General features: G+C 69.8%; 12 protein-coding genes. 9 read left to right on the top strand and 3 right to left on the bottom strand.

The genetic code is table 11. From position 1 onward, the window contains the following. Window positions 1–72 precede the first annotated feature (72 nt). The 3 genes from VSR71_RS05455 (at window position 73) to VSR71_RS05445 (ending at window position 1202) form a co-directional block, all read left to right on the top strand. A complete protein-coding gene (locus tag VSR71_RS05455; RefSeq protein ID WP_342912892.1) occupies window positions 73–207 on the top strand; it encodes a hypothetical protein in 135 nt (44 codons plus the stop codon). Then, on the top strand, window positions 204–782 hold the full coding sequence (locus VSR71_RS05450) for a nicotinamide-nucleotide amidohydrolase family protein (protein WP_342912891.1): 579 nt from the start codon (window positions 204–206) through the stop codon (window positions 780–782). Before VSR71_RS05455 ends, VSR71_RS05450 begins: the two co-directional genes overlap by 4 nt. 81 nt (window positions 783–863) lie before the next feature. Further along, window positions 864–1202, top strand: a complete 339-nt coding sequence (locus VSR71_RS05445) for a hypothetical protein (RefSeq protein WP_342912890.1) — start codon at window positions 864–866, stop codon at window positions 1200–1202. 85 nt (window positions 1203–1287) lie between these two features. On the opposite strand, the gene VSR71_RS05440 is transcribed toward VSR71_RS05445, so the two are convergent. The 3 genes from VSR71_RS05440 to VSR71_RS05430 form a co-directional block, all read right to left on the bottom strand. After that, the gene (locus VSR71_RS05440; RefSeq protein ID WP_342912889.1) at window positions 1288–1917 is read right to left on the bottom strand and encodes a diguanylate cyclase; all 630 of its coding nucleotides are present in this window, start codon (window positions 1915–1917) and stop codon (window positions 1288–1290) included. A 39-nt stretch (window positions 1918–1956) separates the two neighbouring features. After that, a complete protein-coding gene (locus tag VSR71_RS05435; protein ID WP_342912888.1) occupies window positions 1957–2394 on the bottom strand; it encodes a PA2169 family four-helix-bundle protein in 438 nt (145 codons plus the stop codon). A 158-nt stretch (window positions 2395–2552) separates the two neighbouring features. Further along, complete coding sequence (locus tag VSR71_RS05430) at window positions 2553–2837, bottom strand: hypothetical protein (RefSeq protein ID WP_342912887.1); 285 nt, start codon at window positions 2835–2837, stop codon at window positions 2553–2555. A gap of 319 nt (window positions 2838–3156) precedes the next feature. On the opposite strand from VSR71_RS05430, the gene VSR71_RS05425 reads away from it, so the two are divergent. From VSR71_RS05425 to VSR71_RS05400, 6 genes are all read left to right on the top strand, one after another. Then, on the top strand, window positions 3157–6564 hold the full coding sequence (locus VSR71_RS05425; protein ID WP_342912886.1) for a maltotransferase domain-containing protein: 3408 nt from the start codon (window positions 3157–3159) through the stop codon (window positions 6562–6564). A 20-nt stretch (window positions 6565–6584) separates the two neighbouring features. After that, window positions 6585–9947 (top strand): maltose alpha-D-glucosyltransferase, encoded by a 3363-nt coding sequence (gene treS, locus VSR71_RS05420; protein WP_342912885.1) that lies wholly within the window; start codon window positions 6585–6587, stop codon window positions 9945–9947. Beyond that, window positions 9944–12229, top strand: coding sequence for a 1,4-alpha-glucan branching protein GlgB (glgB, locus tag VSR71_RS05415; RefSeq protein WP_342912884.1), 2286 nt, complete (start codon window positions 9944–9946; stop codon window positions 12227–12229). The genes treS and glgB overlap by 4 nt, the downstream gene beginning before the upstream one ends. A gap of 11 nt (window positions 12230–12240) precedes the next feature. Beyond that, window positions 12241–14481: a glycogen debranching protein GlgX gene (gene glgX, locus VSR71_RS05410; RefSeq protein ID WP_342912883.1), complete on the top strand. Its 2241-nt coding sequence runs from the start codon at window positions 12241–12243 to the stop codon at window positions 14479–14481. Further along, window positions 14478–16745, top strand: a complete 2268-nt coding sequence (gene malQ / locus VSR71_RS05405) for a 4-alpha-glucanotransferase (RefSeq protein ID WP_342912882.1) — start codon at window positions 14478–14480, stop codon at window positions 16743–16745. Before glgX ends, malQ begins: the two co-directional genes overlap by 4 nt. 103 nt (window positions 16746–16848) lie before the next feature. Continuing rightward, complete coding sequence (locus VSR71_RS05400) at window positions 16849–19392, top strand: glycogen/starch/alpha-glucan phosphorylase (protein ID WP_342912881.1); 2544 nt, start codon at window positions 16849–16851, stop codon at window positions 19390–19392. The last annotated feature ends 41 nt before the right edge of the window (window positions 19393–19433 follow it).

Here is a 19433-nt window from a genome sequence, read left to right as displayed (position 1 = left end):
GAGCCTCGCGGGTACCGCCGCGCTGGCACGGAAACTGCCGCCGCTGCCATCAATTCCTTTCCGGATGCCGTCATGGACGTCATGGAAATCCTGGTCGATGTGATGCGCAGCGCCGTGGGCGAAGGCGATGACCTGCAGGGGTGGCAAGGCGCGTTGCGCGCCGCGGTGATATTCGCCGGTACGTGGTGGCGGAGTTCGCGCCGATGATCCAACGCGACGCAATCGCAGCCTCGGGCGATCACCGCAGCGTCGCCCTTTATCTAAGGCGCCACGGCATCCATGTGGTGACTGCGGAGTCCTGTACCGCTGGCCTCATTGCCTCGCGCATCGCAGAAGTGCCGGGCTGCGGCGATGTCCTGTACTGCTCCATCGTCGCGTACTCACCATCGGCGAAGGAGCAGTTGCTGCGCGTGCCGACGGAAACCATCCGCCGCTACGGGCTGACCAGCGAAGAAGTGTCGCTCGCGATGGCGCTCGGCGCGATGCAGCTCACCGGCGTCGACCTCGCGCTGGCGAACACCGGCGTGGCCGACGACGGCGGCGACGGCGACATCCCGGCCGGCACGCAATGCTTTGCATGGGTCTTCCGCCGACCCGGCCATGCCGGCCGCTCCCTTCTGGCAGCGCCGGCGGGCGCGGCGCACTTCACGGAGACCCGGCGCTTTCCCGGCGAACGCAATGCCGTACGGGAAGCCGCGGCGGACTGGGCGCTGGCCCGGATCTGCCATTACCACGAACTGGCGCGCCGCGGCGAAGGCAACCGCACCGCGGCGCACGACTGAATTGCCGGACACGCCCCCGGGCGCAACGGCATATCCGAGGGCCCTGGGCCCGACCGACGTAGTCTTGCAATGGAGACCATCATGAAACGCACCCTCGCCACCACGGCACTGGTCGTCGGCACCGCGCTCTGCCTGCCGGCCTTCGCCCAACAGGCTCCGGCCTCGCCTACCGCGCCGAATCCGAGCGCGCCGCCGATCGAAGGCGCCGGCGCCTCGCGCAACCAGCCGGCCGCCACCGACATGACCACGACGCCGACCGACACCACCAAGGACACCGCCAAGCCGAAGTCGAAATCCGGCAAGCAGACCAACACCGCCCGCAGCAAGAAGCCGCGCGAACAAGGCACGCCGCCGGCACCGACTGCCGATGCTCCGAGCGGCCCCAAGGGCGACACGCCGGACCCGGCGGTCAAGAAGTAAAGCGCATGCCGTTGCGCACGCATTAAGCATCGAACGCGATCGCGGCGGGCCTTCCGCGGACGGGCTCCCGCCCGACCGGTGCTGCTCAGATATCCCCGCGCAGCGCCCGGGTCGCCTGCGCCAGCGCGGCGTCACGCTCGCGCTTGCGCCAGCGGTGGCAGCGCCACAGCTCCTCCAGGTAGGGCAGGCCGGCGAGCAAGGCGACCGCGATGAGCAGTCCGCCCAGATAGCCCGGCGGCAGCGCGACGGGCTTCCACGCCAGCGCCAGGCGCGCCGGCTCGCTGCCCGCGCCGAACAGCGCCAGGAACTGGCCCCAGTACATCACCACCACGTAGGAGGCGGCAGCCATTGGCAGGACTTCGAGCAGGCTGTGCATGTGCTGCTCGACCGGCGCGATATGGCGGCGCTTGCTGGCGTACTGCACGTCCCACCACGCCGTGGCCTCGTGGATCACGAGCGCCACCAGCACGACGGCGATCATCAGCGCATTGACCTCCAGGAACAGCACCATCAGCAGCGGCAGGCCGACCTCGGCCAGCATCAGCATGTGCAGCAAGGATTCGCGCACGCCCGCGTTGCGCTCGATGTGCGTGACGCGGTGGCACAACCAGTCGCCTGCGCCGGCCAGCAGCCACAGCGGCACCAGGCCGTACATCAGCACCAGGCGCGCGGCATGCTCGAAGGCTTGCAGGTCGGCAGAGGCGGCAGTGGGCATGGTGGGAGGGTGTCCCGACGATGTTCCGGCAGCAACCGGTTACGCGCGCGCCGCCTGCGCACGGTATTGCTCGCGCAGCACGCGGAACAGCTCATGGCTGACCTGTACGCCGCGATACTGGCGCCGCACTAACGCCCGCACGCGCGAGCCCAGCACGTGCGCACGCAATGCGCGCGCGTAGCGCCGTTGCACCGCCTGCTCGCCCTTGCTGACGGCGTGCAGGATGGCGCGGTCCGAGCGGTGCTTGCCAGCCCGGCCGCGGCATGCCGCCGCCGGCATGGCTTCCGGCACCTGCCCGAGTTCCAGCAGGCACCCCTGCAGTTCCTGCGCCGCCAGCGCGAAGGCATTGGCGCGGCTGGTCAGCAGCGACTTGAGATGCGGGTTGGCGGCGGCGTGTGCCGCGCGCCGGCAATCGTCCTCGCCCTCGCGCGAGATCGCGATCAGCGCGTTGAGCACCAGGATCTTTTTCTTTGCCATCGCACACCTGCCTGGTCCGCGGCCGGACCCGTAGAGTCATCGATCGGGACCGCCGAGGCCGGCGGTTGCTGGCGGGCGCCCCGCACATGGCGCATGTCGGTGCGGGACAAGGATAGCGGCTCGGCGCCTGCGCTACCAGTGCTGGCTACCAGTGCTGGCTACCAGCGCTGTCGCGCGCCGCCAAAGGCCCGGCGCGATGACGCCTGCCAGGCCTTTCGTGCTTCGCGCATGCCGCGCAGGTTCATGACGACCAGCGCCAGCTGCAGCACGATCAGCGCATACGCATCGCCGTGCCATCCCCACGCGATCCACAGCACATTGCTCGCCAGGAACACCCAGAAGCCCGCGCGACGCCGTCCAATGGAGCGCGATCCCACCAGCCAGGTGGCCAGCACCGTCACCACCATCGCCGGCCATTGCGCGGCCTCCAGCCACCAGTCCATGCACGTTTCCCCGGTTGTCCATCCAAACCTTGTGGCAAGAAGCGTACCGGGCCGTGCGCCTGCGCAACGCCGCATGCCTGGCGAAGGGCCGCTTCTTGCCATTGGTCATGGCGTACCCGGTACTTTTTACAAGCGGTATCGTCAGGCGCACATTGCCATTCGCCGGAAATCCTTTGGTGCGGCGCGGCTCCACCGCATATCTTTTATCGAGCGGGCGCGCTGGCACGCACTTCGCATGGGTGTGCCATCCCACCCGGCTGGCCCTCTGGCGCCGGATGGGTGATTGTTGCTCCGCCGGAGCTGAAACCGGGAGGATTTTGTGCGGATCTGCCAGATCGACCTGACCGGGACCCCGGACGCCGACGAACACGCCTTGCAACGCGTGGCGGCACTGGGCTTCGACCACGTACTGATCGGCGGCTGGCCGCAACTGTCCGGGACTGACACGCTGGCGGCGTGCGCCCGGCATGGGCTGGCGCCGCTGCTCGACATCTCACTGGACCGCTACAGCGCCGATGGGGAAGGCGCTCCCGATCCCGACTGGATCGACGCCGCGGCCCCCGCCTTCGCCCCGCACGAAACCGACAACCATCTGCCCGGCGCACGCCTGCGCTGGCATGACCCGCAAGTCGCCAAGGCACTGGTGCAATGGTGGGCCGCGCGGCTGCGGCTGGCATGGGCCTCGGGCGCAGCCGGCTTCTGCTGCCGCGCCCCGGCACGCGTGCCCGGCAGGCACTGGGCCGCGCTGGCCGATACCCTGCGCAACGACGCCGCGCCGCCCGAAGCACGCGGCACGCCGCTGCTGCTGGCATGGACGCCCGGCCTGACCCCCGCACAGCTGGACGACCTTGCCCCGGCCGGCTTTGATGGCGCCTTCTGCTCGCTGCCGTGGTGGGACTTCCGCAGCGCCTGGCTGACCGAGGAAATCGCGCGGCTGCGCCGCTTCGGCCGCGTGCTGGCGCCTCCGGCGCTGACGCCTGCCAGCCAGGATGCGCTGAGCGCACGCCGTGCGCTGTGGACCGCGGCCGCCATCGGCGACGGCATCCTGGTGCCCGCGGGCTTCGAAACCGGCGGGACGCTGGCGCGCGACCCGCTCGCCCCGGATGGCAATAGCCAGGACGGGGCACCTTACGACATCACGCATGAACTGCTCGAAGCGACCACCTGGCTCGCCTCGCGCGACCCCGCGCCGGCGCTGGCGGTGCGGCTGCTGAGCGGGTCCGAGGCACCATTGACGGTGCTGGCGCGCCTGCCCGCGCCGAACGGCCTGTGCGCGGACCCCGCCACAGGCAACGGCTTTGCCACGCCCGATGACGCCGCGGCGTTGATGGTGGTGGTCAATCCCGACCCGATAGAGCCCGGTACGCTTGGCGCCGACCGCGTGCTGAGCGCGCTGCCGCATGCCAGTGCCCACCTCGAAGCCACGCCGGGCGGACCCGGCGGCACGCTCGACGCCAGCCACCGGCTCGATGCGTTGGGGTCGATCACGCTGGCACCCGCCGACATCCGCCTGTTTGAAGCGCCGCCGGTGCCGCTGACCCGGCCCGGCCTGCCGCGCGCCGACGCGCGCGCGCCGCACGGGCACGAGACCCTGGCCGCGACCGGGCTGGGCAGTGTGGTCGCCGCCATGGAAGCGCCGCGCGTCGCCATCGAGCGTGTCGAACCCGCGTGCGACGACGGCCGTTTCGCGGTTCGGCGCATCGTGGGCGAGCGCGTGGAAGTCAGCGCCGATATCTGGATGGACGGTCACGACAAGCTGGCGGCGGTGGTGCTGTGGCGTGCGCCTGGCGAGACGGACTGGCACGAAACGCCCATGCGGCACGTGATCAACGACCGCTGGCAGGGCAGCTTCCCGCTGGTGGCGCTGGGCCGGCACGAATTCACGGTCGAGGCCTGGCGCGATCCCTATGCCAGCTGGCTCGATGAAATCGGCAAGAAGCGTGCGGCAGGCCTCAACGTCAGCCTGGAGACCGAGGAAGGCGCCCGGCTGATTGCCGACGCGCTGCTGCCGCCCGCAGGCAGGAACGGCAAGAAAGGAAGCAAAGGTAATGGCCGGAAAAATGGCCAGGCCTCGCCCCCGGACAGCGAACTGTCCGCCATCGTCGATGAGCTGACCGCCGCCGCGGGCGACGACGAAAGGCGCCTGGAACTCCTGCTGTCCACACGCACCGCGGCCACCATGCAGGCCCACATGGCCACGCCGGCCGGCCGGCAGTTCGCCTCGCGCCACCCGGTGGCGCTGCCGGTGGAAGCCGACCGCCTTGCCGCCCGCTACGCCAGCTGGTACGAGCTGTTCCCGCGCTCGCAAAGCAACGACGAGCAGCGCCACGGCACCTTTGACGATGTCATCGCGCGGCTGCCGGCCATCCGCGCGATGGGTTTCGACGTGCTCTACTTCACGCCCATCCACCCGATCGGCCGCACGCACCGCAAGGGCCGCAACAACAGCCTGCGCTCTGAGCCCGGCGAGCCGGGCAGCCCCTACGCCATCGGCGGCGAGGAAGGCGGGCACGATGCGTTGCATCCGGAGCTAGGCACGCTCGACGATTTCCGCCGGCTGTGCGGCGCCGCCGCCGCGCACGGGCTCGAGATCGCGCTCGACTTCGCGATCCAGTGCTCGCCCGACCACCCGTGGCTGAGAGACCACCCCGAATGGTTCGCGCACCGCCCCGACGGCTCGCTGCGCTACGCCGAGAACCCACCCAAGAAGTACGAGGACATCGTCAACGTCGACTTCTACGCCGCGCCGCCCGCCGGCGCCGCGCTGTGGCAGGCGCTGCGCGACGTGGTGATGTTCTGGGCCGACCACGGCGTGCGCATCTTCCGCGTCGACAATCCCCACACCAAGCCGCTGCCGTTCTGGGAATGGATGATCGCCGACGTGCGCGCGCACCACCCCGACACCATCTTCCTGGCCGAGGCCTTCACGCGGCCGAAGATGATGGCAAGGCTCGCCAAGCTGGGCTTCAGCCAGTCGTACACCTACTTCACCTGGCGCAATACCAAGTGGGAGCTGACCGAGTACCTGACCGAACTGACGCAGAGCCCGCTGCGCGAATTCTTCCGCCCGCATTTCTTCGTCAATACGCCGGACATCAATCCCTATTTCCTGCACCACGGCGGCCGGCCCGCGTTCCTGATCCGCGCCGCGCTGGCCACGTTGCTGTCCGGGCTATGGGGCATGTACAACGGCTTCGAGCTGTGCGAGAGCGCGCCCTTCGTGCTCGACGGCAAGGTGCGCGAGGAATATCTCGACTCCGAGAAATACCAGCTGCGCGCGCGCGACTGGCACCAGCGCGGCAATATCGTCGCGGAGATCTCTCGTCTTAACGAGATCCGCGCCGGCCATCCCGCGCTGCAAAGCCACCTGGGATTGCGCTTCTACCATGCCGGCAGCGATGCCGTGCTGTGGTTCGCGCGCTTCGTTCCCGGTAGCGACTACCTGTTCGGCGACGACGTGCTGCTGGCCGCGATCAACCTGGACCCGCGCAACGCGCACGAGGCCGATATCGAAATGCCGCTGTGGGAATGGGGCCTGCCCGACCATGCGCGCGTGGCCGTGCATGAACTGATGCGCGGCCAGCGCTTCGAGCTGCAGGGCAAGCACCAGCGCATCCGCCTCGACCCCGCGCAACTGCCCTTCACGGTGTGGCACGTTCGCCCGCTGGACCGGCCGGCGCCGCGCCCCGCCGCCGCCCCGGCATCGACGGACCCGCATGGCGCCTGACCGGCATACGTGGAGACACGATGAAACGCCTCACCGAAACCGCCAGCGCCGCGCTGCTCAATGCCGACCCGCTCTGGTACAAGGATGCGGTCATCTACCAGCTGCACATCAAGTCGTTCTTCGATGCCAACGGCGACGGCGTGGGCGATTTCGCCGGGCTGCTGGCCAAGCTCGACTACCTGGTCAATCTGGGCGTCGACACCATCTGGCTGCTGCCGTTCTACCCGTCGCCACGCCGCGACGATGGCTACGACATCGCCGACTACCGCAACGTCCATCCCGACTACGGCACGCTGGCCGAGGCGCGCCGCTTAGTCACCGCGGCCCATGCGCGCGGGCTGCGCGTGATCACGGAGCTGGTCATCAACCACACCTCCGACCAGCACCCGTGGTTCCAGCGCGCACGCAAGGCCAAGCCCGGCTCGGCCGCGCGCAGGTACTACGTCTGGTCCGACCATGACCAGTCCTACGCCGACACGCGCATCATCTTCTGCGACACCGAGAAATCCAACTGGAGCTGGGACCCCGTCGCCGGCGCGTACTTCTGGCACCGCTTCTACTCGCACCAGCCGGACCTGAACTTCGACAACCCGCAGGTGCTCAACGAAGTACTGTCGGTGATGCGCTTCTGGCTCGACATGGGCATCGACGGGCTGCGGCTGGACGCGGTGCCGTACCTGGTCGAGCGCGAAGGCACCAGCAACGAGAACCTGCCCGAGACGCACGCCGTCATCCGCAGCATCCGCGCGCACCTGGACCAGCACTTTCGCGGCCGCATGCTGCTGGCGGAGGCCAATATGTGGCCGGAAGATGCGCAGCAGTACTTCGGCCTGACGGGGCCCGAGCCGGAAGGCGACGAATGCCACATGTGCTTTCACTTCCCGCTGATGCCGCGCATGTACATGGCCATCGCGCGCGAAGACCGCTTCCCGATCACCGACATCATGCGGCAGACGCCGGAGGTGCCGCCCAACTGCCAGTGGGCCATCTTCCTGCGCAACCACGACGAGCTGACGCTCGAGATGGTGACCAGCAGCGAGCGCGACTACCTGTGGGAGGTCTACGCCACCGACCGGCGCGCGCGCATCAACCTGGGCATCCGCCGCCGGCTGGCGCCGCTGATGGAGCGCGACCGCCGCCGCATCGAGCTGATGAACAGCCTGCTGTTCTCGATGCCCGGCACGCCGGTGATCTATTACGGCGACGAGATCGGCATGGGCGACAACATCCACCTGGGCGACCGCGACGGCGTGCGCACGCCGATGCAGTGGTCGCCGGACCGCAATGGCGGCTTCTCGCACGCCGACCCCGAGCGGCTGGTGCTGCCGCCGCTGCAGGGCCCGCTGTACGGCTACGAGGCCGTCAACGTGGAGGCGCAGGCGCGCGACCCGCACTCGCTGCTCAACTGGATGCGCCGCATGCTGGCGCTGCGGCGCAAGCATCGCGCGTTCGGGCGCGGCACGCTGCGCTTCCTGTTTCCCGGCAACCGCAAGATCCTCGCGTACCTGCGCGAGTTCGAGGGCGAACACATCCTGTGCGTCGCCAACCTGTCGCGCGCGCCCCAGGCGGTGGAGCTCGACCTGTCCGCCTTCAACGGGCGCGTGCCGGTCGAGATGATGGGCGCCACGCCCTTCCCCGCGATCGGCACGCTGACGTACCTGCTGACGCTGCCGCCGTATGGCTTCTACTGGTTCGTACTGAGCGAGGAGGCGCAGCCGCCGTCATGGCATGTGGAGGCGCCTGAACAGATGCCAGACCAGATCACACTTGTGATGCAGAACATCGGCCGCCCCGAGCTGACCGATGCGTCGCGCCGCGCCCTCGCCACCGAGGTGCTGCCCCACTACATCGGCCGGCGCCGCTGGTTCGGCGGCAAGCACGAGCGCATCGAGCGCGTCGGCATGGCGTACCTGCTGCCCTTCACACGCGGCAGTAATGGCGAGGAAGTCTACCTCGGTGAAGTCGAGGTGGCGCTGTCCGGCCGCACCGAGCGCTACCAGTTGCCGGTGGGCATCCTGTGGGACCGCGAGAGCGCCGACGGCGTGTCGCAGCTGGCGCACGGGCTGTCGATGGCGCGCGTGCGCCAGGGCAGCCGCGTGGGGCTGGCCACCGACGGCTTCGTGGTCGAACCGTTCGCGCGCGAGGTAGTGCAGGCGCTGCGCAAAAGCGTGGAGCTGCAGGCCGGCCCGGACCGGATCCGCTTTCGCGCCGAACCGGGACTGGCCGCGCTGGAACTGGAACGCGACCCGATCGAGTGGATGTCGGCCGAGCAGTCGAACAGTTCGCTGTCGTACAACAATGCCGCGGTGCTCAAGCTGGTGCGGCGCCTCTCCGGCGGCATCCATCCCGAGGCCGAGATGACGCGATACCTGACCGCGCAGGGCTATGCGCACGCGGCGCCGCTGCTGGGCGAGGTCGTGCGCACCGGCGCCGACGGCGTGCCGCATACGCTGATGCTGCTGCAGGGCTACATCCTGAACCAGGGCAACGGCTGGGACTGGACACTGGACTACCTGGGGCGCGCCATCGACGATGCGCTGCCGGCCAAGGAAAGCGAAGACGAGTTCGCCGAGGCCATGAACGGATACGCCGCGCTGGCGGGCACGCTGGGGCGGCGCCTGGCCGAGCTGCATGCGGTGCTGGCGCGCCCGACCGACGACGAGGCATTCGCGCCGGTGCCTGCCACCGAGGCCGACGCGCGCGACTGGGCCGCGCAGGCGCTGCAGGCGCTGGAACGCGCGCTGGCGCTGGTCGACAAGCGCGCCGACAGCGTCCAGGGCTCGGTGCGGCAGGCGTTCGAAGCCGACGTGCAGACGCTGACGGCCGCGCGCGGCGCGCTGCCCGCGCTGGTAGAGCAGCTGGCCGCGGCGGCGCCCGGCAGCCTGCAGACGCGCTTCCACGGCGACTTCCACCTGGGCCAGGTGCTGATCGCGCAGAGCGACACCTACCTGGTCGATTTCGAGGGCGAGCCGGGCATGCCGCTGGACTGGCGCCGGCGCAAGACCTCGCCGCTGCGCGATGTGGCCGGCCTGCTGCGCTCGCTCGACTATGCCGCCGCCACGGTCGGCACCGACCGCCAGGAACGCACCCATACCGAGCTGCCGCCGCAACTGGCCGAACGCCGCGCGCTGCTGCTGGAGCGCTTCCGCGCCACCGCCAGCGAAGCCTTCCTGCATTGCTACCGCCAGCATATGGAAGCTTCGCCCGCACCCTGGGTCGACGCGGACCAGCTGCAGCCGCTGCTGGACCTGTTCCTGCTCGAACGCGCCGCCTACGAGGTCGACTACGAAGCCGCCAACCGCGTGGCGTGGATCGATTTGCCGGTGAGCGGACTGGCACGCCTGCTGCGCAAGCTGCTGGCTCAGCCGGGAGGCCAGCCATGAGCCCCACGACCACCGCAACCCACGACACGCCGCGCACCGGCATGCTGCCGCAACATGAACTCGATGCACTGCTCGGCGCGCGCCACCACGACCCGTTCGCGGTGCTGGGCCCCCACCGTGACGGCGGCGGCGACGGCGACGGGCTGCTGGTGCGCGCCTGCCTGCCCGGCGCCGTGGCGGTGCAGCTGGCCGCCGCCGACGGCGCCACGCTGGCCGAGATGGAACGGCTGCATCCCGGCGGCATTTTTGCCGCGCGCCTGCCCGGCAACGCGCGGCGCGCCACGGCAACGGACTACCGCATCCGCGTGACCTGGCCGGACGGCACCGAGCAGTGCAGCGCCGATCCCTACGCCTTCGACCTGCTGCTGGGCGAACTGGACCTGCACCTGATCGCCGAGGGCCGCCACTTCGAGCTGGGCGAGTGCCTGGGCGCGCAATGGCAGCGCGTGGACGGCATCGAAGGCGTACGTTTCGCGGTGTGGGCGCCGAATGCGCGGCGCGTGTCCGTGATCGGCGAATTCAACGGCTGGCACCAGGCACGCCATCCGATGCGGTTGCGCCATCCCAGCGGCATCTGGGAGCTGTTCGTGCCGGCCGCGCTGGGTGCCGAGCCCGGCAGCCGCTACAAGTACGACCTGCTCGACCCCGACGGCACCGAGCTGCCCGACAAGGCCGACCCGCTCGCGCTCGCCACCGAAGCGCCGCCGGAGACCGCCTCGGTCGTCACCGCGCCGGGCCAGGGCGCGCCGCCATTCGCCTGGCACGACGACGACTGGATGGCGCGCCGCAAGGCCGCCGATCCCTACGCCCTGCCGATGTCGGTCTATGAAGTCCATGTCGGCTCGTGGCTGCGCGCCGCCAACGACAGCCGCCACGGCTGGGACATCCTGGCCGAGCGGCTGGTGCCGTACGTGCAGGAACTCGGCTTCACGCATATCGAACTGCTGCCCATTACCGAACACCCCTTTGGCGGCTCGTGGGGCTACCAGCCGCTGTCGCTGTATGCGCCGACCGCGCGGCTGGGGCCGCCGCAGGCCTTCGCCGCCTTTGTCGACCGCTGCCACCAGGCCGGCATCGGCGTGATCCTGGACTGGGTGCCGGCGCACTTCCCGACCGACCCGCACGGGCTCGCACGCTTCGACGGCACCGCGCTCTACGAGCACATGGACCCGCGCGAAGGCTTCCACCAGGACTGGAACACGCTGATCTACAACCTCGGCCGCAACGAGGTGCGCGGCTTCCTGCTGGCCGGCGCGCTGCACTGGCTGGAGCACTTCCATGCCGACGGGCTGCGCGTGGACGCGGTCGCTTCCATGCTCTACCGCGACTACAGCCGCGAGCCGGGGCAATGGGTGCCGAACCGCTACGGCGGCCGCGAGAACCTGGAAGCGGTCGCGTTCCTGCGCGAACTCAACGCCGTGGTCCATGAACGCTGCCCCGGTGCGCTCACCATCGCCGAGGAATCCACCGCCTGGCCCGGCGTCACCGCCAGCGTGGCCAGCGGCGGGCTGGGCTTCGACTTCAAGTGGAACATGGGCTGGATGCACGACACGCTGCGCTACCTCGGGCATGAGCCGGTACACCGCGCCTGGCACCACCAGGACATGACCTTCGGGCTGGTCTATGCGTGGTCCGAGGCCTTCGTGCTGCCGCTGTCGCACGACGAGGTCGTGCACGGCAAAGGCTCGATGCTCGGCAAGGTGCCCGGCGACCACTGGCAGCGCTTTGCCGGCCTGCGCGCCTACTACGGCTTCATGTGGACCCATCCCGGCAAGAAGCTGCTGTTCATGGGCAGCGAGCTGGCGCAGTGGCAGGAGTGGAACCATGACGCCGAACTCGACTGGGCGCTGCTGGACCACCCCATGCACCGCGGCATGCACGCGCTGGTGCGCGACCTGAACCGGCTCTACCGCGAGCTGCCGGCGCTGCACGCGCTCGACCACAGCCCCGAAGGCTTCCAGTGGGTGGTCGGCGACGACAACCACAACAGCGTGTTCGCGTGGCTGCGCCGCGCCGCGCCGGGCAGCCGCGAAGTCGTGCTGGTGGTGGTCAGCATGACGCCGGTGCCGCGCCGGGGCTACCGGCTCGGCGTTCCCTTTGCCGGGACCTGGCAGGAATGCCTGAACACCGATGCCGAGTGCTACGGCGGCAGCAATGTCGGCAACGGCGGCACGGTGACGGCGGTGGATGTGCCCTCGCACGGCCAGCCGGCCTCGCTGGCGCTGACGCTGCCGCCGCTGGCCACGCTCGTGCTGCGGCTCGACCATGCCGAGGGTGAATAAGGCGCAACGACATGACCCGACCCTTCGCGGACCGGCTGCTGCCGGGCAGGCCGTACCCCCTGGGCGCCCACTGGGACGGGCTGGGGGTCAATTTCGCGGTGTTCTCGGCGCATGCTTCACGCATCGACCTGTGCCTGTTCTCCGAGAATGGCCGCAAGGAACTGGCACGCATGCCGCTGCCGGAATGCACCGACGAGATCTGGCACGGCTACCTGCCCAACGCTGCGCTCGGCACGCTGTACGGCTACCGCGCGCACGGCCCCTACGATCCCGCGCACGGGCACCGCTTCAATCCGCACAAGCTGCTGCTGGACCCGTACGCGCGCCAGTTGAGCGGCCCGGTGCGCTGGGCCGATGTGCTGTTCGGCTACCGTCTGCAGAGCGCGCGCGGCGACCTGACCCCGGACCGCCGCGACAGCGCCCAGAGCATGCCCAAGGCGGTGGTGATCGACGAAAGCTTCCACTGGGGCGACGACCGTCCGCCCGCGGTGCCGTGGCCCGCCACCGTCATCTATGAAGCCCACGTGCGTGGCCTGTCGATGCTGCGCGACGACCTGCTGCCCAACCTGCGCGGCTCGTTCGCCTCGCTGTGCGACCCGCGCTTTATCGACCACCTGGTGCAGATGGGCATCACCACCGTCGAGCTGCTGCCGGTGCATGCCATCCTGCAGGACCGCTTCCTGCTGGAGCGCGGGCTGCGCAACTACTGGGGCTACAACACCATGGCGTACTTCGCCCCGGAACCGGCCTACCTGGGCACCGGCCAGCTGCAGGAATGCAAGGTGGCAATGCGGCGCCTGCATGCGGCCGGCATCGAAGTGATCCTGGACGTGGTCTACAACCACACCTGCGAGGGCAACGAGCTGGGGCCGACGGTATCGTGGCGCGGCCTGGACAACGCCAGCTACTACCGCCTGATGCCGGGCGACGAGCGCCACTACATCAACGACACCGGCTGCGGCAACACGCTCAACCTGTCGCATCCGCGCGTGCTGCAGATGGTGATGGACTCGCTGCGCTACTGGGTGCAGTGCTACCACGTCGATGGCTTCCGTTTCGACCTGGGCAGCACCCTCGGGCGCGAGGGCAACGGCTTCGACCAGGGCTCGGGCTTTTTCGATGCCCTGATGCAGGACCCGGTGCTGAGCCGCGTCAAGCTGATCTCGGAGCCGTGGGACCTGGGCCCCGGCGGCTACCAGCTCGGCAACCACCCGCCCGGCTTTGCCGAGTGGAACGACAAATTCCGCGACACGGTGCGCCGCTTCTGGCGCGGCGATGCCGGCAAGCGCGGCGAGCTGGCCGCGCGGCTGGCCGCATCGGCCGACCTGTTCGACCGGCGCCACAGGCGCCCGTGGGCCAGCGTCAACTTCATCACCGCGCACGACGGCTTTACGCTGGCCGACCTGGTCAGCTACGGCAGCAAGCACAATGAGGCCAACGGCGAGGACAACCGCGACGGCACCGATGACAACGCCAGCGCCAACTGGAGCCCGGACGGCAGCGTTGAGGGCCCGACCGACGATCCGGAGATCCTCGAGCGCCGCGGCCGCGTGGCGCAGGCCCTGATGGCCACGCTGCTGCTCGCGCAAGGGACGCCCATGCTGACCGCCGGCGATGAATGGGGCCGCACCCAGCACGGCAACAACAACGCCTACTGCCAGGACGACGAGATTTCGTGGCTGCACTGGAAGCAAGCCCAGACGCCTGGTGCGCAGCCGCTGCAGCACATGGTGCGACGCCTGCTTGCGCTGCGCCGGCGGCTGCACGCGCTCACCGGCGACCGCTTCGCCCATGGGCGCCACGAGCCTGCGCGCGGCATCGCCGATATTGCCTGGTTCGATACCGACGGCAAGCCGCCCACCCCGGAGGAGTGGGCCGACCCGGAGGTCCGCACGCTGGCGCTGCGCCGCGCAGCGCCGCCGCCGCAGCCTGAACGCCCGCTACTGGGCTCGCTGCCGGAAGAGGAGGAAGATGAAGACGTTGCGCGCACGGTGCAGGTGACACTGCTGCTGCTCAACGCCGGCGAGGCCGAAGCGTCGTTCCTGCTGCCGGAGCCCAGGTTGGCCTGGACCCTTCTGTTCGACAGCAGCCGGCCCGAAGCCACCGAAGCCGAGCTTGCCGGCGAGCCGGTGAGCGAAAGCCAGGTGGTGCCGGGCCATTCGCTGGTGCTGCTGGCTGCCCCGGCGCGCAGCCGCGAGAACCCGCACCAGGAGAGCCCGCCGCTGGGCGCGCCGCAGGAGACACAGGAATGACCCGACGCACGCACCGCGGCGCCGCGCCACACCCCGCGCCACACCTCACGCCACTGCAGAAGCTGGCGCTGCGCGCGGACCTGCAGCCGCATTGGACGGATGCCTGGGACCAGCCCCGGACCGTCTCCGACGGCGCGCTGCGGCGCGTGCTGGACGGCCTTGGCCTGCCCTGCGCCACGCCCGCCCAGTGCGAGGCCTCGCGCGCCTGGCTCGCGGCCGATGATGCCGCCCACACGCTGCCGCCGCTGGTCACTGCCCAACGCGGCCAGCCGGTGGCGGTGCCGTGGCCGCACACGCTGCCGCAGCGCGCGTACCGGCTGACGCTGGAAGATGGCGCCATCGTGAGCGGCACCGCGGTTCGCGCGCACGCGGACGGCAACCCCGCCGGCACAATGCTGCTGCCGCCGATCGACGTCTGCGGCTACCACCGGCTCGAACTGGGCGATGCGCAGACGGTGCTGGCGGTGGCACCGGCGCGCTGCTATGGCGTAGCGGACGCGCTACGCCACGCCGGCCGCGCTGCCGTTGGCGCCGGCGCACGCCCATGGGGGCTGGCGGTGCAGCTCTACAGCCTGCGCCGCGGCGCCGACTGCGGCATGGGCGACCTGACCGCGCTGGCCCGGTGCTGCGCCAGCGCCGCCGCCCTGCACGCCGACGTGGTCGCGATCAACCCGCTGCATGCCGGCTTTGCCGCGCTGCCGCAGCGCTACAGCCCGTATGCGCCCTCCAGCCGGCTGTTCCTGAACCCGCTATACGCCGATCCCGCTGCGGTGTTCGGCCAGCAAGCGCTGGACGCGGCCATCGCGGCGCTCGGCATCGGCGAGCGGCTGGCGGCGCTGGAAGCGCTCACGGAGATCGACTGGATCGCGCTGGCGCCGCTGCGCTACGCGGTGCTGCACTGGCTCTGGCAGCGGCGCGAGACGCTGCTGCCGCGCGCGGCGCTTGACGACTGCGCCGCCTTTCGTGCCCGCGGCGGCACGGCACTGCATGCGCACGCCTGCTATGAAGCGATCCAGGCGCAGCGGCTCGCCACGGCAAGCAATGGCATGAACCACGCCGCGGCGCCGGACTGGCGCTGCTGGCCGGTCACGCTGCGCTCGCCCGCCGACGCCGCGGTGGCAGCCTTTGCCCGCGACCACGCCGACGACGTGGCCTACCATGCCTTCCTGCAATGGCTCGCCGCCGATGGCATGGCGCGTGCGCAGCGCGCCGCGCACGACGCCGGCATGGCGATCGGCGTGGTCTGCGACCTGGCGGTCGGCGCCGACCCGGGCGGCAGCCAGGCATGGACCCGCCAGCAGGAGATCCTGGCCGGCTTCCATGCCGGCGCGCCTCCGGACCTGTACAACCCGCTCGGCCAGGACTGGGGCGTGGCGGTGTTCTCCCCGCGCGGCCTGCGCCGGCAAGGCTACGCCGCCTTCCTTGAAATGCTGCGCGCCAACCTCTCGCATTGCGGCGGGCTGCGCATCGACCACGTGCTGGGCCTGGCGCGGATGTGGCTGGTGCCCGCGGGCGCATCCGCCAGCGACGGCGCCTACCTGCGCTACCCGCTCGAAGACCTGCTGCGGCTGGTGGCGCTGGAATCCTGGCGACACCGCGCCATCATCATCGGCGAGAACCTCGGCACCGTGCCCCCCGAACTGAACGCGGCGCTGGCCGCTCGCGGCGTGCTCGGCATCGACGTGCTGTGGTTCCAGCGCGAAGAAAAGAGCACGGTGAACACGGCAAGCGCGGTGAGTACGGCCGAAGCCGAGGCAGCGGCCGATCCGGCGCCGTTCCAGCCACCCGCGCAGTGGCCGCCCGAAGCCATTGCCACCACTTCCACGCACGATCTGCCCACTGTCGCCGGCTGGTGGGCCGGACGCGACCTCGAATGGCGCGACCGGCTCAAGCTGCTTGCGCCCGGCGAAACCCTGGCGCAGACCCAGGCAGGCCGCGCCCGCGAGCGCAGCGCGCTGTGGCGGGCGCTGAATGACGCCGGGCTGTGCCACGGCCCGGAGCCCGGCCCGGCGCACGCACCGCTGGATGCCGTGCTGGCCTGGCTGGGCAGCGCGCGCACGGCACTGCGCGTGGTGCCGCTGGAAGATTTGCTGGGCGAGGCCGAGCAGCCCAACCTGCCCGGCACCACCAGCGTCCATCCCAACTGGCAGCGCCGGCTCGAACCCGACGTACGCGCGCTGGCCGAAACGCCGGCGCTGCGCGCCCGCGCCCAAGCCGTTCGCAGTGGCCGCCACGGCACCCTGCATCCGCCGCCGCGCAGCTAGCCGCCATCGAGGTGGCGCCTACCCCACCCGCGCCGCGATCCGGGCGCGCACTGTTCCCTCATCCGCTAAGCTTGACCCACCAGCATGCGCAGGAGGTTCCGCCATGAAGGAAGTGACCCGGCCCGAGCACGCCGACGACACCCGTACCGCCCTGTCCGGCGCCAGCCTGCGCCGCGCGTTCCTGGACCACGTGTTCCATACCCAGGGCAAGCTGCCCGGCCACGCCAGCCAGAACGACCTCTACCAGGCCGCCGCGCATACCGTGCGCGACCGCCTGGTGCAGCGCTGGATCAGCACCGCGGAAGCGTACCTGGGCCAGCCTTCGCGCACCGTGGCCTACCTTTCGGCCGAATTCCTGATGGGCCCGCACCTGGGCAACAACCTGATCAACCTCGGCATCTTCGACGAAGTGCACGAGGCCATGGCGGCGGCGGGACTCGACCTCGACCGCATCCTCGAGCAGGAAGTCGAGCCGGGGCTCGGCAACGGCGGCCTGGGCCGGCTGGCGGCGTGCTTCATGGATTCGCTGGCGACGCTGGAGATCCCGGCGCTCGGCTACGGCATCCGCTACGAATACGGCATCTTCCAGCAGACCATCATGGACGGCATGCAGGTGGAGAAGACCGATACCTGGCTGCGCAACGGCAACCCGTGGGAGATCCAGCGCTCCGAATGGGCGGTGCAGGTGCGCCTGGGCGGCCACACCGAGCACTACACCGACGACCGCGGCCACTACCGCGTGCGCTGGGTGCCGGCCAAGACCGTGACGGGCGTGCCCTTCGACTCGCCGATCCTGGGCTACCGCGTCAATACCGTGAACACGCTGCGGCTGTGGCGCGCCGATGCCACCGAGGCCTTCGATTTCCATACCTTCAACCGCGGCGACTATCTCGGCGCGGTGAGCAAGAAGGTGACGTCGGAGAACCTGACCAAGGTGCTCTATCCCAACGACGAAACCGCGCAGGGCAAGGAGCTGCGGCTGGAGCAGCAGTACTTTTTCGTCGCCTGTTCGCTGCAGGACATGCTGCGGCTGCTGGCCGTCGACGGCATTCCGGTGACGCGCTTCCACGAAAAGTTCGCGGTGCAACTGAACGACACGCATCCGGCGGTTGGCATCGCCGAACTGATGCGGCTGCTGGTCGACGAGAACGACCTGACATGGAACGAGGCCTGGGACATCACCCAGCGTGCCTTCGCCTACACCAACCACACGCTGCTGCCCGAGGCGCTTGAGCGCTGGCCGCTGCCGCTGTTCCGCCGCGTGCTGCCGCGTCACCTGGAAATCATCCTGGAGATCAACGCGCGCTTCCTGGACGAGGTGCGCATCCGCTTCTACGGCGACGAATCGCGGCTGTCGAGGCTGTCGCTGATCGACGAGCACGGCGAGCGCCATGTGCGCATGGCCAACCTGGCGTGCGTCGGCAGCCACGCCATCAACGGCGTGGCCGAGTTGCACTCGCGGCTGATGCGCGAGGACGTGCTCAAGGACTTCCACGCGATGTGGCCGGAGAAGTTCACCAGCATCACCAACGGCGTCACGCCGCGGCGCTGGCTGGCGCTGTCCAATCCGAGGCTGACGCGGCTGGTGACGGACGCGATCGGCGATGGCTGGATCTCTGACCTGGAGCGCATCCGCGTGCTCGAGCCTTATGCCGACGACGCCGGCTTCCGCCGGCAATGGCAGGCGATGCGGCGCGCCAACAAGGAAGACCTGGCGCAGCTGATCCGCGACACCACCGGCGTGGTGGTGGACCCGTCGTCGATGTTCGATGTGATGGTCAAGCGCATCCACGAGTACAAGCGCCAGCATCTGGCGGTGCTGCACGTAATCGCGCTGTACCACCGCATCAAGTCAGACCCGGGCGCCGAGATCCAGCCGCGCACCTTCCTGTTCGGCGGCAAGGCCGCGCCCGGCTACGAATACGCCAAGCTGATGATCCGCTTCATCACCTCGGTCGCCGACGTGATCAATCGCGACCCGCAGGTGCGCGACCGGCTCAAGGTGGTGTTCCTGCCCAACTTCAACGTCACCTACGGCCAGCGCATCTACCCGGCGGCGGACCTGTCCGAGCAGATCTCGCTGGCGGGCAAGGAAGCCTCCGGCACCGGCAACATGAAGTTCGCGATGAACGGCGCGCTCAACATCGGCACCATGGATGGCGCCAATATCGAACTGCGCGAGGCGGTCGGCAACGACAATTTCTTCCCCTTCGGGCTGACCGCGCCCGAGGTCTATGCGCTGCGCGCGAGCGGCTACGATCCGGCCGCCTACTATCACAGTAACCCGCAATTGCGCGCGGTCATCGACCTGGTGCAGCAGGGGTTCTTCTCGCGCGGCGATCCGATGTTGTTCCGCCCGCTGTTCGATCCGCAGGCGGGGCACGATCCCTACCTGCTGCTGGCGGACTTCGCTTCCTATATGGAATGCCAGCAGATCGTCTCCGACGCCTTTGCCGACCCGGATCGCTGGCAACGCATGTCGATTCTGTCGTGCGCGCGTTCCGGACGTTTTTCGTCGGACCGCGCCATCCGCGAATACTGCGAGCGCATCTGGAATGTCGAGCCGGTGCCGGTGCGTTTGCTGCACCGTGCCAGCGGCGCGCCGTGGCAGGTTGATCCGGGCGCACGGGGTCCGCGCGCCGCATAGCCATGCACGCGCAAGCACACTCGAGACGGGCAAGCAGTGTG

This window comes from Cupriavidus oxalaticus (assembly GCF_038900635.1).
In the GTDB taxonomy this organism is placed as follows: Bacteria; Pseudomonadota; Gammaproteobacteria; order Burkholderiales; family Burkholderiaceae; genus Cupriavidus; species Cupriavidus oxalaticus_B.
The sequence above is the reverse complement of the archived record's forward strand: the minus strand, read 5'-3'. Positions and strand labels throughout refer to the sequence as shown.